Raw genomic sequence first — 18,118 nt, forward strand, 5'->3', positions numbered from 1 at the left:
CTCATTTCGGAGGAAACGCGCAACATCAAAGGAGGCGCAGCTATGGACATCAACGGCGATGCCGACCCTAGGCCCCTCGATGAGAACACGCTACGCGCGGCCTTCAGCCGCCACTACCAACTCTGCCAGAACAGCCTGCACGCACAATCCTTCGCCGAATACGCTCGCCTTCGTCAAGCGGCCGAAAACATCGAAAAACAGTGGGAGAAGGCACCCGGGGGCTGGGGAGCGCGGTGGCAGTTCCTCGCCCGCGAAGTCCAGCGATGCGCCGATCAGCCGGTCCAGGCCCGGGAGAAGCTACACCGATTAGTGCTGGGACAACCTGCGCCAGCATTGAACCTGGTCGAAATGAACAGCGTGTTGCAGGCGGCGAAGTTGACTAGCCGCGACCGTCTGCACGAACGTGAGGCATCAAGTGGCCTGGTCTATTTCGCCTTCTACTTCCAGCCCGACCTCAAAGAGGTCACCTTCGGTCAGCTGACCAGCTGGTGGCGAGCACGCAACTGGCTCGATGACCAGTCTGTTCAACACCCCGATGGCCTCGTCGACGTCGAGATCGTCGCACTGGACTGCGTCAGTGGCGTTGAATACCGGCTGTTGTCTGGGCAAGATATCGCCGAAGACGACCTACACGCCGAACTCGACCAGCTGACCGAGATCCTGGGTGGTGAACGCGAACCCGACGGCAAACCCTTCGTCGATGAACTGCACTACGACGTACTCACCGACCTCTACATCGACGCCGTCACTGCCGCCAACCACCCTCACGTCGGCCAGTACCGCTTGGAGCACAAACTCCACGCCGACGACCTGCGCGACCAGACCCTGGACTTCGCCACCCGGATCGGCCTCAACGCCACCGACCACCTCGCCACCCTCGACCACACCGCGCTGCGCCGGGCCGCGACCACCGCCACACCCGCCACCAGCTGGCTCGACACCGCGGTCCACGACGCACACATCGAACGGCAACGCCTCGATGAGCACGCCTTCAGCATTCAATACCCGGCTTGCACTGAACCGCGGTGCGCGGTCCGGGTCGGATGGAATCCTTCCGACCCGGAACGCCCTTGGCAGGCAGAAGAACTGCGCCAGACCGGAAGTAACGACCACACCGGCGAACTGACCCCGATCGGTCGCTACCGCACACCCGGCGAACTCGTCGACAACCTGGAGCGATGGTCGGCAGGACGCTACGACGATCACGATGGCGCCCACCTGCACTACGCGGCTCGCCGTCTCTACGACTGGCAACACCGCATCACCAAACACGACACACAGATCGACTCGAGCACGGGCATCCGCGACGCCATTCGCGCAGGCGCACCACACAAAATCCGCACCAGCCAATTACCCCGATCCGGCATGCATACCGAGACCGCGACGCCAGCCGAAGCCTCACTCCCGGTCCACGAGACACCAACCTCCTCTCCCGCATCACAAGCCGATCACCAGCAGGCCTCACGGCAGCGACGCAAGCGCGCCCCGCGCCAACCCGGTCGTAACCGACCCCACGGCCGTCGCACCTGACCCCATTGCTAGCTCACCGAGGAGGTAAACCCATGGCCGAACCGGCGAAACCGCCGCTGACCTCCGATGCCACCGCTCAAGCCATCGCAACAATCCGTGCACTCATCGACGCCAAGAAGTTCAGCGCCGCCAAGCAGCAACTGCGCCACGCTCAGAGCCGCGTCGACGAGCCGACCTGGGCAATGATCATCGAGATCGCCACCACCCTGCGCTTCAAAACCCACGAACTCGCACTCGAGAAGCTACGCACCCTGTGGGCGAACAACGAACAGCACCGCCCCCTGATCGAAGCCTGCGTACCGAAAACCGATGAGCACCAACATATCCCACAACCCGCACCCGGGCCGGTGAAGTCGGCCACTGCCTACAGGCTGCCCGCACCGGCCAACAACGCCGAAGCCTACGACGACGAACTCGGCAAAGACGAACGGTCCGACCCCGGAACCCCGCGTGAGGAACTCATCGTCGACCGACGCGACTACGACGAAGACGCAGCCGTCAAAGTACGCTTCGGCCTCTGTGTTTCATGCCGCCTCGAACGCGCCGGCATGGACCATCTCACCCCGCGCCTCGCGGCCGGTCAAGGTGACGACGGACTCTGCGGTCCCTGCCGCGAAGAGGACCGCCCCGGCGTGCCCGAACTACCTGTCGGCCACAGCATCGCAGACGCCGTCGCCGCCCGCATGCACTACCTGACCGAACATCATCCCAGCTCGGGGCTAGGTGTCTACCGCCAAGAATGGCGCACAACCGCGAACCCGCAGGCGCGCAACGCCATCACCACCTGGGTCAAAGCTCAAGGCCACAAGCCGGCACCCCCGGCGGCATCTCCATCGGAGCACGAGACGGCCGACCTCAACGGCCGATGCGTCAGCTGCGGTGAGAACCGCCAGGTCCGCACGAAACACGACCCGGCGTCCGATCGTGACCTCAGCTACTGCGTCGAGCACTACCCCGGACTAGACGGAAAACCCGTTGCAGCAGGAACCATCGGGTTCGATCGGACGTCGCGATTGCTGCGAGCCGACCGTGGCACGACCGGAGAAGGATCGCAGCAAGCCGATGCAGAGCCGGGCAACCGGCGTGCGCGACCGGGTTCTGGAACCCTCAACACCACCGTTTCGGCACCCACCCCTGAGGCGGCTTCGTCTGAGGTTTCGCAACCTGTCGAGACGAGTCGGTCGCGGGCTGACGCCAGTGAGCGTCGGCGTAAGACGCCGCGGCGTCCCGCAGCCAAACCAGTTAGCCGGCGCATTGGATGAGTGGTAGAGCTAGGCAGGATTTGAGAAGGATTCACGCACGGAGCTTGCGCTCAGTACGATCCTGTCTCGACACGGCCGCGACGGACGGTGATTGCAACACCCTCAGGATCGCGCGGGTCGCGGCATTACCGCTCACCCGTCCTGGCTGAAGTCAGCCTGGATGAGCGCGGCTAGGCTGACCAGTTCTACGGTGACCGGCACCATCGCGCCTGCAGAGGCTTGTCGATGAAAGCCGTTCTAACCTCCAGCGCCTTTCTGCGCCATACGAGTCGACCAACCCGCTAGGCCCGAGCCCGAGGACGCCGCCCGCCTTCGGGCGGCCGGTGCGGCGACCCGGCGGCGGGGCTAGGGGGTGTGCGGGATGACCGGCAGGATGATGTGCGAGGGTCGGCCGGTGTCGTGGAAGTTCGTCTGCTGGGTGGTGTACATGGTGACGGCGGTCTGGGCGGGTTCGCCGGTGTTGAGGTTGCGGTCCCAGCGGGGGAAGTTGCTGGAGGTGACGTGCACCCGGATGCGGTGGCCGGCGAGGAAGACGTTGCTGGTCGACCACAGGTCGATCTCGTACACACCGGGCTCACCCGGCGTGTCCTGGATGCGCTGGATGCCGTCGCAGAGGTTGCGCGAGACGCCGTAGGTGCTGACGTCGCACAGCCGCACGACCCAGTCGGTCGAGGGGGCGTCGGTGGCGGCGTGCAGCCGCATACGAACCCGGCCGGTCACCTCGAGGTCCTCGGTGAGCGGTTCGCTGGTGTAGATCAGCACGTCGGGACGTTGTTCGGTGGCGGCCTGGTCGAACTGTCCCGCGGGGTATTCGTTGGCCATGACGAGGTGGCCGCCGCGGGTGCGGACCGGGTCGGCGGGGTCGTAGAGGTAGTGGTCGGGGGTCTGCTCAGCGGTGGGTGGGGCCGGGGTGAGGGTGGCGTCGGCGCCGAGGTACCAGGGGGTGTCGACGGCGCGGGCGGGCGGCCATTCGGATTCGTTGCGCCACTGGTTGATGCCCATGACGAACATTTTCACGGGGGGTCCGGCGTCGGCGCCGTTGTCGATGCCTTTGAGCCAGCGGTCGTAGAAATCCAGTTGCAACTGGTCGAAGCCGATGCCCTGGTGGGTCGAGGCGAGACCGAAGTTCACCTCACCGGCGACGCTGCCCGATCCCCCGGCTCGGATCATGTGGGTCCACGGGCCCACGATCAACCGGGAAGGTTTGCCCAGCGCGGCCATGGCGGTGTGGTTGTCGAGGGTGCCCGCGATCGCCCGGCATGGCACCTTCGCCGCTCACGTCGTCGCGGTCGCTATCGACGCACTCCAATCCGGAGCCCTGCTCGACGCCGCCGGCATCTCCGCCGGAGACGCATTCACCGAACTCGGCGATCTTTTACTCGACGGACTCAGCCGATAGCACCGAACGGCTGTCCCAGTACTCGTGTGAGCTCATCCGGGCAGATCCGTCGTACCACCGTCCCAGTCGGATGAAGCCAGCAGATAGGCAAACGGTCGCGACGAAGATGTCGTCACGGCCTGCGAGGGCCACAGCTCGTCATGGATGCGGAGATCAAGCTCGGTTGGGTGCGGATCCTGCGTCGAGGCTGGCAGGGTGCGGACTGATTCAGCTGCCCGGCGATCGCCGATCACGCCCTGTCTACGCCCTCAATTCGGCAGAGGCGGCCGTTCTGAGCGCAGCGGTTCTGGCCCGTCCGCCACCGCCGCGTGACCGCTTCGCTCAGAAGCGCTCGATGAGCTGTTGCGTTGACCGCCTGAGCCCGCAGGCATTTGCGGACGATTCGGATCTTCCTCCAGATCCGGTCACCGCCCGCGGTTCGCTACTGTTCCGCAACGTGGGTGAAGCTATTCAGGGCATGGCACCGACGAGCCCTGAGTCAGCGGTTCGTCGGCGCTCGATATTCGTCTACGTGTTCAGCACCGGAGCGCTCATCGGAGTGCTCGGCGGCTTGATCGGTCTAGGCGGGGCCGAGTTCCGGCTCCCACTGCTGATCGGGGTATTCGGATTCGCCGCACTACCCGCGGTCATCCTCAACAAGACCATGAGCCTGGTCGTGGTGATCACCGCACTCCCGGCCAGACTGTTCGCGCTGCCCTACAGCGAGCTGGCCGCGCAGTGGAGTATCGCGGTCAACCTGCTCGCGGGCAGTTTGTTCGGCGCGTGGCTAGGCGCGGGCTGGGCGACCCGCATGCATTCACGGACCCTCTACCGAGTATTGGCCGCGCTCCTGGTTCTCATCGCCGCCGCTTTGGCCGCCAGCCACCTCACCGAGTTCGGGCAACTCGACCTCACGCCGTGGGTGCGGGTTGTCGTCACCGTGGCCGCCGGCGTCGGAATCGGCATCGTGGCCGCGCTGATGGGTGTCGCGGGCGGAGAACTGTTGATACCGACGATCGTGCTGCTGTTCGGGGTGGACATCAAACTCGCCGGCAGTCTCTCGCTGATGGTCTCACTACCCACGATGCTGGTCGCGTTCGCCCGGTACAGCCGCGACCAGAGCTTCCAGGTCCTGCACGCCAACATCGGATTCCTGCTCACGATGGCAGCGGGCACGATCGCCGGGACGATCCTGGGTGGGCTGCTGCTCGGCGTGATCCCCAGTGCCGCACTCATTCCCGCCTTGACAGCCCTGCTCTTGCTCTCCGCCCTCAAGGTCTGGCGGCACCGGTAACCGCACCCCGCTATTGCGGCTCGGTCAGCAGTGTCCCGGTGGTCCTGACCTCTCAGAGGACAGATCGTCTCGACCCCTGCGGGCATGAATGGGTGTCTTCTCGGGGTTGCATTCGGTACCTAGGTACAGGCTTAGCCTCGAAGGACAGAGCCCGGAAAGCGGCTCGCAGGCAGTTGGAGGTGCAGGTCATGACCGATGAAGCCGTGATTCGTGTGATCGGTGATGCCGAGTTCGAGACCGCGGTACTCGCCGCGCCAGGCCCGGTGGTGGTCGAGTTCTTCGCCCCGTGGTGCGGGTCGTGCCGCCGACTGGCCCCCATCCTGGATGCCGTCGCCGCCGAGTACAGCGACAGGGTGCGGTTCCTCGAAATCGACGCCGACATCAACCCCGAAACCGTCGCTCGCTACAGAATTACCTCCACCCCGACCCTGATCGGATTCCGCGACGGCACCGACCTCGCCATGCTGACCGGAGCCCAATCCGCGGAAACACTGCGCGGGTGGGTCGCCGAGTTGGCAGGTGCACCTGCTCGGGACGCGGCCGATCTGTTGGAGCCGTCGTGGGTGGCGGTGGATGCGTGCACCCTGCCGACCGAACTACAACCGCTGCGGGTCGCGGAGTTCGACGCGTTGTTCGGCGACGCGCTACGGGGTGTGGACCGGGTCTCACCGACCCGGTTGAGCTTGAACTTCGACGCCACCGCCGAGGACCGGGCACGGGAGCTGGCGGCGCAGGAGTCGGGATGCTGCTCGTTCTTCACCTTCGGATTCACCTCAGCGGGAACGAATCTGGTGCGTATGGACATCGACGTACCGCCTGCGCGAGTCGAGGTACTCGACGGGCTCGCGGCACGAGCGAGTGCGGGCAGGCCGGCATGAGCGGGTTGCGAACCGGGCAGCTCGCCGAGGCCGCCGGGGTCAATATTCAGACGCTGCGCTACTACGAACGCCGCGGACTACTGGCTGAGCCGGATCGTTCTCTGGGCGGGCATCGGCTCTACCCCGAACAGTCGCTCACGGTTCTGCGGGTGATCAAAGCCGCCCAGCGTCTCGGGTTCACCCTCGAAGAAGTCGCCGACCTACTCGAAGCGACCCAGCTCGGAACCAAGCAGCGCCCCGGCGCCGGGTTGCGGGCTCGCGCCGAAGCCAAGCTGGCCGAGGTCGACGCCAAACTCTCCGAACTCACCGCAGTGCGCGAGACCTTGCGCGCGACGCTGCAAGCCGGATGCGACGACCTGCTCGTATGTAGCGAATCACCGTGTTGCCCGGTGCCCTTCACCAGAGAGCCTGCCGCGCCCATCGCTGAAGGTGAGGGCCGTTGTGGCTGCTGAGAACCGTGCCCGCCGCTGGTGGGCCTCCCTCGGGACCGGTGCCGCGATCTGCCTCGCCTGCTGCCTGGCGCCGCTGCTGGCCGCACTCGGGATCGCGGGCGGTGGAGTTGCGCTGCTGAGCTTGTCGTGGCTGGAACCCCTCGGGTTCGCGTTGGTCATCGCCGGTATCAGCGGGCTGATCGGGACCAGGCGCCGCAGTCGTGCACGAGGCTGTGGGGCGGACTGCGGCAGCGCCACCAGCGCAGACGATCCCGCACAAGCCACCGTGACCGGTTGCGGTTGCGCCCGGGCTAACGCTGAGCGGTGATCTCGTAGGCTCACCGACCATGATCGTTCTACGTTCTGTCCTGTTGTTCGCGCTCGCTGCGGTCGCCGAGATCGGTGGCGCCTGGCTGATCTGGCAAGGCGTGCGCGAACACAAGGGCTGGGCATGGATCGGCGCCGGTATCATCGCCCTGGGGCTTTACGGGTTCGTCGCCACCCTGCAACCCGACGCCCACTTCGGGCGCATCCTCGCCGCTTACGGCGGAGTCTTCGTCGCCGGATCACTGCTGTGGGGAATGGCCCTGGACGGATTCCGCCCAGACCGCTGGGATGTCACCGGCGCGCTCATCTGCCTCATCGGCGTCGCCATCATCATGTACGCACCGCGCCCCGCCTGACGACACATAATCGGCAAGAGCGTGCGTTCGTCGGTCGGCGCCGCGGTCCTCAGGATCGCCCGGATCGCGGCTAGTAGAGACTGGTGTCAGGATCAGATCCCGGCCAGGATCTGATCCAGGTGCCCGGTGGGGTGCTCTCTCAGCGGCTGCCCACCGTGCGGTCCCGCCGCCGGCGCGCGTGGAACCGGTCTCGCGGGGCCGCCACTGCGCAGTGCCGTGCCTGGACCGCATCGGTCACCGCAACAGGCCCCGATCGGTCGGACGGGTCCCTAACTTTTCGTGGCACCAACTGGCGATATGTGCTGGGAAGCAGTGACCGGGAGGTCGGAAACGCTGCCATTTCCTCAACCCGAACCGATGAGGGTCGCGCGATTAGCGTTTTCCTTCCATCTCGCATCAACCGGAAAGGGAAGTGGCATGCGCATCGCAAGACTGTTTTCGGTGACCGGAGTGTTCACCGTCGCGGCGGTAGGTTTCCTGGCTGTGCCCGCGGCCGCCCACGCCGCACCACCCGCCTCCGACACCGCACCGTCCACGGTGGTCGAGGGCACCGGCTCTCCGCTCGATCAGCTGTTCTCCGTGATTCCCGGCATGCCGCAGCTGCCCGGCCTGGGTGCGGCCCAGCAGGACAAGCCCGAAGGCGCGCAGGCGCCCAAGAGTCGCAAGTCCGAATCCGAGCCCGCCGACCAGCAGACGCCGAAGTCGAACAAGACCCCGGACGAGCCGGGTGCCCAGAACAGTGCGACCTATGACAGCAGGCCGCGTTATCGCGAGCCGATCCCCGATGACGACGACGAATAAGGCGCTCGAGCTCAGCTAGCGCTAACAGCCGCAGATGCTGGGCCTCGTTCCTGAACGAGGCCCAGCATCTGCCCCTGTGGAGGCGGACCTCCGAACAGGGCTCACCCCGCCCCGGGGCGCAGTGGGCCCGAGAGTCGAGCGGGTAGGTCAGCCACCGATCACCGTAGGGTCGAAACCGCTTCAACGAACACGTGTTCCATGTTCGGTGTCCCCGGGTAACGACGCGCCCACCAGGTATGACTGATGCTGCGGGTGGGGTAGACGGCAGGATCCAACATCCACTCGAGGTAAGGGAGAGCACATGCGCACCACACCTCTGGCCATGGCTGCCGGCCTGGCAGGAATCGCCTCGATGATCGCACTGACCGGCCCGGCCACTGCCGCCCCCGGTGGCGGTGACTGGCCCCGAGTGAGGGGCGGTCAGTCCCTGGTCATCTGCTCGGCGGAGATCGCCACCGACTCCGACCTCGTCGGCCCCAACGGGGAGGGGTGCCGCCACGTGGCAGTCGACGAGAGCTTCGAGGGCCGGCCCGATGACAGCACCCTTTACGGGTGCTTCGACAAGGACCTGGAGGCCCGGAAAGAAAAGATTGCCGCAGAAACAGTCTGTGATTCCGTGTCTATCCTGCCAAATTAGGGCCGTTACCTGCGGGGGCGCAGGCGGGGGTGCGTACCGGTTGACTACGCGTTGCGCGGCTCATCCGATCCGCAGTGTCACCCTTCGGGGATGAATGACCCCTTCGCGAACCGCGGGACGGTGAGGTCGCGGGGGCCGGACGAAGCTCACCGTCGCCGACAGCGATAGGCGCGCTGGCGTCTCGACGTACGTGTTCGAAAAGCGGTTGGTGCCGTCACCGCCGTCTGTCGTGTGAGTGCGGCATCGGTTGTTCGACAGTGTCCTGCTCGGTAGCGAACGTCGGGTCGACCCACTCCGGCCGCTGTTCAACAAACGTGTCGCCACATAATCGGCAGAGTCGGACGTTCTGAGCCGTAGCGCCTCTGGTCCGCCGGCCACCGCGGCATGGCCGCTTCGCTCAGCGCGCACAGCGGCAGAATAGTATGTTCGAACCTCTTACCGACTGGCCGCGGCGCTTGCCGAATCGGTCGACGGGAACAGTCGACCGAGCACAAGATCGAAAGCCAACGGCGCTACCACGATTCGATCAGAGGGACCTCGTGCTCGCGGCGCTGCCATTGCTCAGTGAGGCGAGCGAGCCGATCCGGGTCGGTGATGCCGCGCACGCTCGCGATCTTGTCGTCGCGGACCTCCAGGATCGTGACGCCCAGAACCTGGTCGTCGAGGGTGACGAGCATGGCGGGGCAGCCGCTGACCATGGTGGCGTGGATCGAGGGTGACCCGCCGACGAGTGCGCGTTTGGCCGGAGACGGTTTGAAGGCTCGCAGTGCGTCGGCGAGGCGCTGCGGGGTGGAGTACCGGATCAGCTTGGCGGCCAGGCCCAGCCCGAGTCCGGCGCCGTCGGAGACGCCGGTCGCGTCGGCGGTCAGCAGCGCGATCAGTTGTTCGGTCCGGCCCGAGGAGGCCGCGACGATGAACGCCTCGACGATGCGACGCGCGGCCGCGGGGTCGATGTCGGTGCTGTTGCGGGCGACAGCGATTCGACGGCGGGCTCGGTGGGTGTGTTGCTGACTCCCGGACTCGGTGATGCCGAGAATCTCGGCGACCTCGGCGTGGCTGTAAGCGAAGACCTCACGAAGTACATAGGCGGCTCGTTCGAGGGGCGAGAGCCGCTCCATCATCGTCAGGACCGCGAAGGTCACCGATTCGCGTTGCTCGGCGGTCTCGGCCGGACCCAGCATCGGGTCGCCGTCCAGGAGCGGTTCGGGCATCCACGCACCGACCGCGCGTTCGCGTCGCATCTTGGCCGACCGGAGCCGGTCCAGGGCAAGGTTGGTGACAACTTTGGTCAGCCACGCCTCGGGTACCTCGATGTACTCGCGGTCCGCGTCCTGCCACCGCAGGAACGCATCCTGCACCGTGTCTTCGGCGTCGGCGGCCGAGCCGAGCAGACGGTAGGCAATCGCGGCCAGCCGATCGCGACTGGCTTCGAAACTCGCCACGGTGGCGGTGTCCATGAGCATAGCCATGACCTTATGCAGAGCGGGCGGCTCGGCTGGTGCGCAGGGCACCGACCAGACAGAGCGCCACACCGAACACGATCCAGCCGATCAGGACGGTGATGGCGTGGGTGGCACCGTGTCCGTCGAAGAAGGCGGTCGAGCGCAGCAGTCGCCCACCCGCGCCGGGGGGTAGGAGCTGGCCGAGCGTGCCGGACCAGCCGGGCAGCATTTCCGGCGCGGTCGCGGTGCCCGAGAGTGGGTTGCCGATGAGCATCATGGTGATAGCGCCGATCCCGATTCCGGCGATGCCGAGCAAGGATTCGAGCCCGAGAACGGTCAGGGAGATGGCCGCGACGGCCAGGGCGACCGCGCCGACGTTGGCCAGGTAGGACCCGCTCAGTGAGCCGAACCAGAACTGAAGAATCGCTGCCACAGTCAGGCCGCCAGTCACCGCGAAGGCCAGTGCCCCGGCGATTCGGCGGCCGGTGCCGCGAACAAGCCGGATCAGCAGCACCGCGGCCAGCAGACCACCCATGACCAGCGGCAGGGCACCGGCGGCCAAGCCCGCGCCGCGCGGATCCTCGGCCGGTAGGGCAGCGAGATCGCGCACAGCGACCGGGGTGCCGAGGCCGTCTGCCCGGCCGAGGCCGGTCGCCATGTTCTGCAGGGCCTGGGCGACCGCGGTGCTTGCGGCGGAGGCGAGAATGACTTGCGGTGTGCCGGTGCTCAGGTCGATAGCCCCGTACACCTGCCGATCACGGACGAGGCATTCGGCGGTGGCGGTGTCGGCGACTTCGGTGATCTCGAACCCGCCCGGCAGACGCTGTTCGAGCGCAGTGCGGATCTGCGCGACCGCGGGCGCGGGCCCGGCGACCGCGATCGGCACATCGTGCACCGACGACCGCACCGACGGCCACGCGAAAGCGACCAGTAGTACGCCGGTGATCGCCGTGAGCAGGGCGACTGCTCCGGCCACTGTCGGCCATCGGGTCGGCAGCGTGTTGTTGATGAGCGTCGGGGTCATATCTGCTCCTCGAACAGCCGGGTCGGTCCCGGAGTCGATAGGGGGTGAGTTTGTGCGCGTTGCGGGCGACGTGGCAGCCGGTGATACGGGGGCTTCGACCCGCATCACACTGGTTCGGTCAAGTGGCCTCGTCGGTGGCCGAGCGGCACGCTGAGGGTGTTCGAGGCCAGCCAAATCCGGTTGGCCTCGAACGTGCCCCCCGGTGGCGGCGCCGAGCGGGAGCCGCTATGCGGGAACGGCACTGCGGTCTCGGGTGGCCAAGCGGTAGTTGTGGCTCGGCTTTCCGAGGGTCGGGTGGAAAAGAGCCCACACCGAAATCCACAGGGTCGCGGACTTGACACGCACAGCTGTCCGCCCGGTCAAGGCGCCCGGCTTGGCGCGCGCCTCATCATCGACGATTTGGAACAGCGCGTCCTTGCGGCCGAGGCTGATGTGGTTGGCGTCGTAGGATTGCTTGGACATCGCGATCTTGCGCCCGGTCCTGTCTCCGATGATCGTGGCCGCCGCCTGCCTGCTGGTGGACCCCGCGGTGGCGCACGACATCGGCAACGGTAGACCGTTGTCGCCGATCACGTAGGCGCTGTCACCGGCGACGTAGACATCGCGGTGCGAGACCGACCGCATCTGATTGTCCACGGTGATCTGGCCGTTGGTTTCCACCGCGAGGCCGCTGGCGGCGGCGATCGGATGGACGGCGAAACCGCCCGCCCACACCGTCGCGTCGGAGGCGAACACGGTCCCGTCGACCGCGACCGCCGCGCTCTCCTCGATCCGCTCGATCGGTGTGTGCTCGTGGACGGTGATACCCAACCGATCGAACGTGCGCAGCAGGTGAGCGCGGGCCTTGCCGCCCAGCGAGCCCCCCAGCTCGCCTCGGGTCGCGAGAGTGATTCGAAGTCCTGGACGGGATTCGGCGAGCTCGGTGGCGGTCTCGATCGAGGTCAGATTGCCACCGACCACCAGCACCTGCCCACCTTCGCCCAGCTCGTCCAGGCGGGCGCGCAAGCGCAGCGCGGCGGGCCGCGCGGCCACGTGGAAGGCATACTCGGCAACGCCTGCCACGCCCGGGTCGGCGGCGGTGCTGCCGAGCGCGTACAGCAGCGTGTCGTACCCGATCCGGTCGATGCCCTCGCCGTCGAGCACCGTGACAGTCTTGTGCTCGACATCGATGTCGCTCACCCGGGCTACCCGAAGCCCAATATCGTTGCCCGCGAACACTTCTGCTAACGGCAGGTGGCGAAGTTCCTGCCCGGCGGCGAGTTGATGGTTGCGCAGCCGTTCGACGAAATCGGGTTCGGCGTTGATGACGGTGATCTCGAAGTCGTCGGCGTGGAGCTGGCGTGCCAGGTATGCGGCGGAGAAGGCTCCGGCGTATCCGGCCCCGAGGACGACGATGCGGTGCTTCATGATTCGCTCCTGTCTGGTTCGTGTGCCCCTTGAACGAGACAGCCCCCGAGTTCCTGACAGCCCCAGCCAGTGAGGTGGATCACCTTCTTCGCAGCGCCCGTTCGACTGCTACTTGAGTACGACCGCAACTCGGCATTATCGCTCACTCGTGCTGACTGAAGTCAGCATTGATGGGTGGGCTTTAGAACGTCCTACGCTGATGATCGTGCGTTTGAATCCCTGCTCGGATCAAGGTGGCGTGAGTTATCGGTGGGGTCTGCGTGGCTGACGTGGCGGTGTAGGCCTGCGTCGGTGGCGGCGTTGCGATTGAGCAGCCTGGGTGCGGGATTCCTGCCGCACGGGCTCCTGACTGCTGTCGGGTTTTGGTGGTGATTGCTCCTCTGACGGCTTCGTTGATTGTCTGCGCTGAGCGGAATCGGAGATGTTGAGCTGGCGCTCAGCGGTCTCGATACGGCGGTGCAGTTCGGCTACAAAGTCGATGAGGCTTGAGTCGCGACCGGGGTAGTCGGGGACGCGGTGATGGAGCAGCGATGGGTCGGGCTTTGCGAGACTCGCTGTGGTGCGGTTGAGCTGGCCGACCAGTCGTTGACTGACCTCGTCTGGGGCCGCGAAGTCTGGGTGGGGGAGCATGTGCGCTGTCCTGTAGGCGGCTTGGGCGTAGTCGTTGATCCAGGTTTTGGCACGTGTGCGGAGTTCGAGTGCTGGATCGCGAACCTCGGCCAGTGATTCGCCGTCGTCGGTGTAGTTGTTGGTGGCGATCGCGGTGAGCAGGGTTGCGGTGTCGAGATTTTCGGCGTGCGCGTGTTCGATCACCTCCAGAAGTGATCGCCAATGCCGCGAGTTGCTGGCCAGCCGATACAGGGCTGCGGGCAGTGCGCGGTACAGGTGGTGTTCGGTGTAGCCATCGAGGAGCTCTCGCAGATAGCACCGATAGTCGCCACGCATCCGTTCCAGTCGGGCGCGGCTCGGTAGCTCGGGTTCAGCAGCGACGGTGTCGGGTTCATCGGAGCCGGTCGCAGAGACCGCGGCAGCGACGGGGGGAGTGTCGAGTGCGACAGGGGCTTCGGGGTGCGGCAGAATCGCCTCCGCAGTGGGGCCGAGAATTCGGTGTCGGAGTTCGCGGGCGTAGGCATCGAGTTCCAGATCGGTGCCAGCACAAGTGCTCGGGACCGGCGGGCAGCTCGCACGGTGTGGGGCATCGCGCAGGGCCCGGAATCGTGCTGGGACAGCCCACGCGACATCGGTATTGGCGGCTGCGACCGCGTCCACCACGACGGAGGTTTCTGCCGTAGCGAGGGTGTCAGTGGCGGTGAGGACCAGCGGGTTCGGGGTCACTGGAAGGTGGTCGCGGATCCAGATGTCGGCCCGCGCGCGCAGAACCGCGGCGGTGTCGCGGGCGCCGGCCAGGCTCTGGCCGAGGTCTTGGTAGGTGTTGGTGGCGATCGAGGCTGTGAGTTCGGCGGTGTCGAGGTGGTGGGCATCGGCCAAGGCCAGGGTGTCGAGGAGCTCGCCATATTTCGGGGATTGTTGGGTGAGATGAAACAGATAGACCGGCAGGGTGCGCTCGAGGTGGAATCCGCTGTAGGTGTCGGCCAATAATTTGCGGGCCTGGCGGTAAGCGAGGTGAACTCGCTGATCGGCGCCGGCTTGTTCGGCGCGCATGACATCGTGGGCCGAGAGGTTGTCGTCGTCGCGGGCCAGGACGCGGGCGAAGCAGCGGAAGGGTTCGTGGGGGTCGTCGGGCTGTTGGTCACCGGAGATATCGACCAGGGCGTCGGTGGCCAGGAACATGTGGTTGTTTTCGGTCGCGCGGGTTAAACCGACGTACGCCAAGGCACGGCCGAGGGTTTCGTTGAGCAGAGTGTAGGCGCGGGTGACGGTGATGCCTTGAGCGCGATGGACGGTGGTGGCGTAGCCGAGTTCGACGTGGTCGCGAATGTAGTCCGCCGGCAGAACGACTCGCCCGCGGTGGCTGGTACCGGTCGCGGTGATCGAGCCGTTGTGATGGATGCGGTCGATGCGCCACAGGTCGCCGTTGTCGATCTGGGTGCCTTTCCGGCGTCCGCCCATGATCCGCAGTTCCGGGTTGTTGGCGCGGGTGACGATCAGATCGCCGCGATATCCACAATGGCTGTCCGACAACGCAACTCGGCCTCCGCGATCACTGACCGTGCCGGCGCCGAGGTGGGCGGCTTGGGCCGCGGCGTTGAGGACCGCGACGTCGGCGAGGGTGGCCGCGATCATGATCGCCGAGATTCCGGCACGGGTGTCGGTGAGGTAGCGGTCCAGGATTTCGGCGCGTAGCTGGTCGCTCATGCCGTGGGTGACGCGGCCGCTCGAGTCGTAGAACTCCCACGCTTTTTCGGCATTACCCGCGCGAACGGCGAGGGTGGCAGCGGCTTCCTCAGGGTCCTCGAAGCGCACCAACGCGGTGAGTGCGGGGGAGCGGTTGTCGGCCGCGATGGTGCGGATGATGCCGCCGGCCTCGACGGCGGCGAGCTGTTCAGGATCACCGACGCAGCGGATGACGGCCCCGTGTCGGGTGGCGAAGGTGAGTAGGTCGTCGAGGTCTGCGGTGGCGGCCATGGCGGCTTCGTCGACGAGCAGCATCGTGCCAGCAGCGGCGCCGGTGGGCCAGCCGTAGCGGGCTTGGACGAGGAGTTTGCGGATGGTGCGGGCGGGGGCGTCGATGGCTTTGCCCAATTCGCGTGCCGCGGAGGCGGAGGGTGCGAGGGCGATGACGTTGCGGTCGCTGCGTGCCCAGGCGTCGGCGACGGCTTTCATCATGGTCGTCTTACCGCTACCGGCCGGCCCGATGGCGACCGCCAATTGCGTTCCCGTCGTACACAGGTAGCGCACAATTGCCTGCTGCCCAGCGTTGAGTTCGCGCCCACTACGGCGGGAACGAGCGAACGCTTTGCGCACCGTACGGTCGGGCAAAATCTCGGCCGACGGTGTTCTGGCGGCGTCCATGAGTCGGGTCTCGGCGTCGAGCACGGCTTGGCTGGTCCAACGGGTAGCGCCGGTGACAGTGAAGACCGATTCCCCGTTCGAGCGTGCGAGCGCGGCCGGGATCGGGTCGGGGTCGATGCTGAGCTGCAGACTGTGCTCGTCCCGGATCGTCGCGGTCATGGCCTCGACCGCCTCGCGAAGGCCGGTGTCGTCGTCGAAGACGCAGACCGCGAGCCGGTCCTCGACCGCGGAACGAATGTTGGCCTCGGTCCAGGTGGCGCGTCGGCGCGAGATGATCTCGCAGACCTCGACCGCGATGACGTCCGGCTCATAGATTTCGCGCCGGCGCGCGGTGCAGGTCTGCTCGATCCGTGCCAGCACGGCGTCGTCGGGCCCGTTGGCCAGGGTGGCTCGCAGCGCGGTCACTGCCCGGGTACGCGCGTCCGGTGTGTCGAAGACGCAGTGGCGCAGTTGATGTGCGATGGCGTCGTCGAGCCCGGTCGGGGGAGCGGCCAGCAGCTGTTCGGCGCCACCGAGCGCCACACCGAGGGCGATCACGACCTCGTCATGGTCGAAGGGTCGTGGGGAATCAGGATCTGTGTGCAGGTGACGCAAATGCTCGACGAACTGGACTCCGCGGCGGCCGAAGACGGCACCGAATCGGGCCTCCCATTCGGCGAGCATCGCCCGCAACGTTTTCGGCAGTGGTTTCGCCGAGCGGGTCTCGAGGGTCGCTTGCTGGGCCAACCGGTACTGGGTGACGGTGCCCGGGTTGCGGCCGTGGTGGGTGGTGCGATAGTCGGCGACGAGTTGTTCGAGGCGCGCCACAATGGTTGGGCGGCGCGAGAATTCGTCAACCATCGCCTGGGTGACCCCGATGACTTCCAGGACAGGTTGCTTGCCGCGGCCACGGGCGCGTTCCTCGAATCGGAACCCGAGCCGGTGACCGATCTTCGCGGTGACGGTGGCGTTGTAGCGCGAGGACAGCGACACCGCCGCGGCATACAGCGAGCGCGCGTCCAGCGCCGACCAGGTGCCGTCGACTCCGCAGACCTTGCCCGAAATGACCGCGTGCGTGTGCGGATTCGGGTCCCCGGCCCGGTTGTCGAAGTGGTGGAACGCGGCGATGATCAGCCCGGTCGCGTCGATCTGCATGACGCCGTTGTGGCCGCGCCGGGTCACCGCATAGCGGGATTCGGCAAACGTGAGGACTTCGTGGATGGCTTCGAGATGACACGCCCAGATCTGTTCGCGGATCTCCGGCGAGGCCAATCCCCACAGGATCGAGATCGATTTCGCCGGGGTGAACACGCAATCGAAGCCCGCGACGGCTTTGCGGGAGTTGGCTTTCTCGGCATCGAGTGCGGCCTGGACTTCGGTGGAGTGCGGTGGTCGGGCGAGTTCGGTGGTGAGGTGCTGGTGGGCGGCGTCGGTGCGCAGGACGGTGCGTTCGTCCCAGCTCGGGCGGCGGTGCTCGGTGGCGACGAATCGATCGACCGCGAGGTTGTAGAGGGCGCCGATCGAGGAGGGTTTGCTGGAGAATTCATAGAACATGCGCCCTAGCTGCGCGTCCGCGATTGCCTGCTCGGCGGTTTTCCCCGATGCGATCGCGGCGGCGATTATCGCGTCGGCATTCGGATGTAATCCCTCGCCGAACAGTGCCTGCATTTGTGCTTCGGTGACGTTTCCGGATAAACCGAGTTGAGCCGCGCCGCGACCCATCCACATCCCGGGTGGGGTGCCGTGTTCGGTGTAGTAGGCGGTGAGGTCGCGGGTGCGGTCACGCAGTCGATCCCCGCTGGCCACCTGCATGGTCAGGTACTCATATCCGTCGCCGGCATGGAGACGGTGAAGGGTCATCACCCTTTCCGGAATAGCGCGGAAAACGCCGCTCGTAAATCATTACTCCCGAGTAGGCATGGTGATGCAAGAGGTGTGATCGGTAAAGGAAAGAAACGCCATATGGGGAGTGGGACAACCGATCCGAACAGGATTGCTCACGCGACGGAATGAATGCGATCGTGGAACGACAACGAAATGGAACCAGCAGAGCTGGGAACGGAATGAATTCCTGGCACACGCTCAGCGGCGCGAACGCGCGGCGATCGAGGAGGTGGCGGAATGGAGAAGGTAACCGCACGGAAATGGGCACGCGCGGCAGTGGCGCGACAGCTGGCCGAGGCAACCCAGGCCGCACGCGCCAACGAAGCCGACTTGGTGGAGTTCGGCAAGCATCAGGCGAAGCTGGAGCGGGCCGCCCAGCGCCGGGACACGATGATCGCCGCCGCGGCAACACGATACGAACACGCCGCAGCGGACGCGCGCGCCGCACAAGGTGCCGCGCTGGCGCGCCTGCGTGAGCGGGGGATGGCGGATCAGCAGATCTGCGAGATCACCGG

The 18,118-nt window shown here is 66.3% G+C and carries 13 protein-coding genes; 8 read left to right on the forward strand and 5 right to left on the reverse strand.

Features of this window, described 5'->3' with window-relative positions; translation table 11 throughout:
* Positions 1-42: 42 nt before the first annotated feature.
* Together AB0H76_RS09795 and AB0H76_RS09800 are read left to right on the forward strand one after the other, a co-directional pair.
* The gene (locus tag AB0H76_RS09795) at positions 43-1,530 is read left to right on the forward strand and encodes a hypothetical protein (protein WP_357319900.1); all 1,488 of its coding nucleotides are present in this window, start codon (positions 43-45) and stop codon (positions 1,528-1,530) included.
* A 32-nt stretch (positions 1,531-1,562) separates the two neighbouring features.
* A complete protein-coding gene (locus AB0H76_RS09800) occupies positions 1,563-2,792 on the forward strand; it encodes a hypothetical protein (RefSeq protein ID WP_357319903.1) in 1,230 nt (409 codons plus the stop codon).
* Positions 2,793-3,137: 345 nt separating this feature from the next.
* Here AB0H76_RS09800 and AB0H76_RS09805 read toward each other — a convergent pair whose 3' ends face one another.
* Positions 3,138-4,058 carry a CocE/NonD family hydrolase gene (locus AB0H76_RS09805; RefSeq protein WP_357319906.1) on the reverse strand — a complete coding sequence of 307 codons (921 nt, stop codon included), beginning with the start codon at positions 4,056-4,058 and terminating at the stop codon, positions 3,138-3,140.
* A gap of 590 nt (positions 4,059-4,648) precedes the next feature.
* Between AB0H76_RS09805 and AB0H76_RS09810 the strand changes: the two genes are divergently transcribed.
* The 6 genes from AB0H76_RS09810 (at position 4,649) to AB0H76_RS09835 (ending at position 8,894) form a co-directional block, all read left to right on the forward strand.
* Entirely contained in the window at positions 4,649-5,464 is an 816-nt protein-coding gene (locus AB0H76_RS09810) for a sulfite exporter TauE/SafE family protein (protein ID WP_357320562.1), read from the forward strand.
* 188 nt (positions 5,465-5,652) lie between these two features.
* Positions 5,653-6,342: a thioredoxin domain-containing protein gene (locus tag AB0H76_RS09815; protein WP_357319909.1), complete on the forward strand. Its 690-nt coding sequence runs from the start codon at positions 5,653-5,655 to the stop codon at positions 6,340-6,342.
* Positions 6,339-6,794 carry a MerR family transcriptional regulator gene (locus AB0H76_RS09820; RefSeq protein ID WP_357319912.1) on the forward strand — a complete coding sequence of 152 codons (456 nt, stop codon included), beginning with the start codon at positions 6,339-6,341 and terminating at the stop codon, positions 6,792-6,794. The genes AB0H76_RS09815 and AB0H76_RS09820 overlap by 4 nt, the downstream gene beginning before the upstream one ends.
* Positions 6,795-7,120: 326 nt before the next feature.
* Positions 7,121-7,456 (forward strand): YnfA family protein, encoded by a 336-nt coding sequence (locus AB0H76_RS09825; protein ID WP_357319915.1) that lies wholly within the window; start codon positions 7,121-7,123, stop codon positions 7,454-7,456.
* 417 nt (positions 7,457-7,873) lie between these two features.
* The gene (locus AB0H76_RS09830) at positions 7,874-8,257 is read left to right on the forward strand and encodes a hypothetical protein (protein WP_357319917.1); all 384 of its coding nucleotides are present in this window, start codon (positions 7,874-7,876) and stop codon (positions 8,255-8,257) included.
* A 301-nt stretch (positions 8,258-8,558) separates the two neighbouring features.
* The gene (locus AB0H76_RS09835; protein ID WP_357319920.1) at positions 8,559-8,894 is read left to right on the forward strand and encodes a hypothetical protein; all 336 of its coding nucleotides are present in this window, start codon (positions 8,559-8,561) and stop codon (positions 8,892-8,894) included.
* Between the two features lie 512 nt (positions 8,895-9,406).
* Here AB0H76_RS09835 and AB0H76_RS09840 read toward each other — a convergent pair.
* The 4 genes from AB0H76_RS09840 to mobF all read right to left on the reverse strand — a co-directional run bounded on the left by AB0H76_RS09840 (position 9,407) and on the right by mobF (position 17,579).
* Positions 9,407-10,357, reverse strand: coding sequence for a sigma-70 family RNA polymerase sigma factor (locus AB0H76_RS09840; RefSeq protein ID WP_357319923.1), 951 nt, complete (start codon positions 10,355-10,357; stop codon positions 9,407-9,409).
* A gap of 10 nt (positions 10,358-10,367) precedes the next feature.
* Positions 10,368-11,360 carry a hypothetical protein gene (locus AB0H76_RS09845; protein ID WP_357319926.1) on the reverse strand — a complete coding sequence of 331 codons (993 nt, stop codon included), beginning with the start codon at positions 11,358-11,360 and terminating at the stop codon, positions 10,368-10,370.
* Positions 11,361-11,585: 225 nt separating this feature from the next.
* Complete coding sequence (locus AB0H76_RS09850) at positions 11,586-12,767, reverse strand: FAD-dependent oxidoreductase (RefSeq protein WP_357319929.1); 1,182 nt, start codon at positions 12,765-12,767, stop codon at positions 11,586-11,588.
* Between the two features lie 243 nt (positions 12,768-13,010).
* Positions 13,011-17,579, reverse strand: coding sequence for a MobF family relaxase (gene mobF / locus AB0H76_RS09855; protein WP_357319932.1), 4,569 nt, complete (start codon positions 17,577-17,579; stop codon positions 13,011-13,013).
* Positions 17,580-18,118 lie beyond the last annotated feature (539 nt).

This window comes from Nocardia sp. NPDC050712, from assembly GCF_040654295.1.
In the GTDB taxonomy this organism is placed as follows: Bacteria; Actinomycetota; Actinomycetes; order Mycobacteriales; family Mycobacteriaceae; genus Nocardia.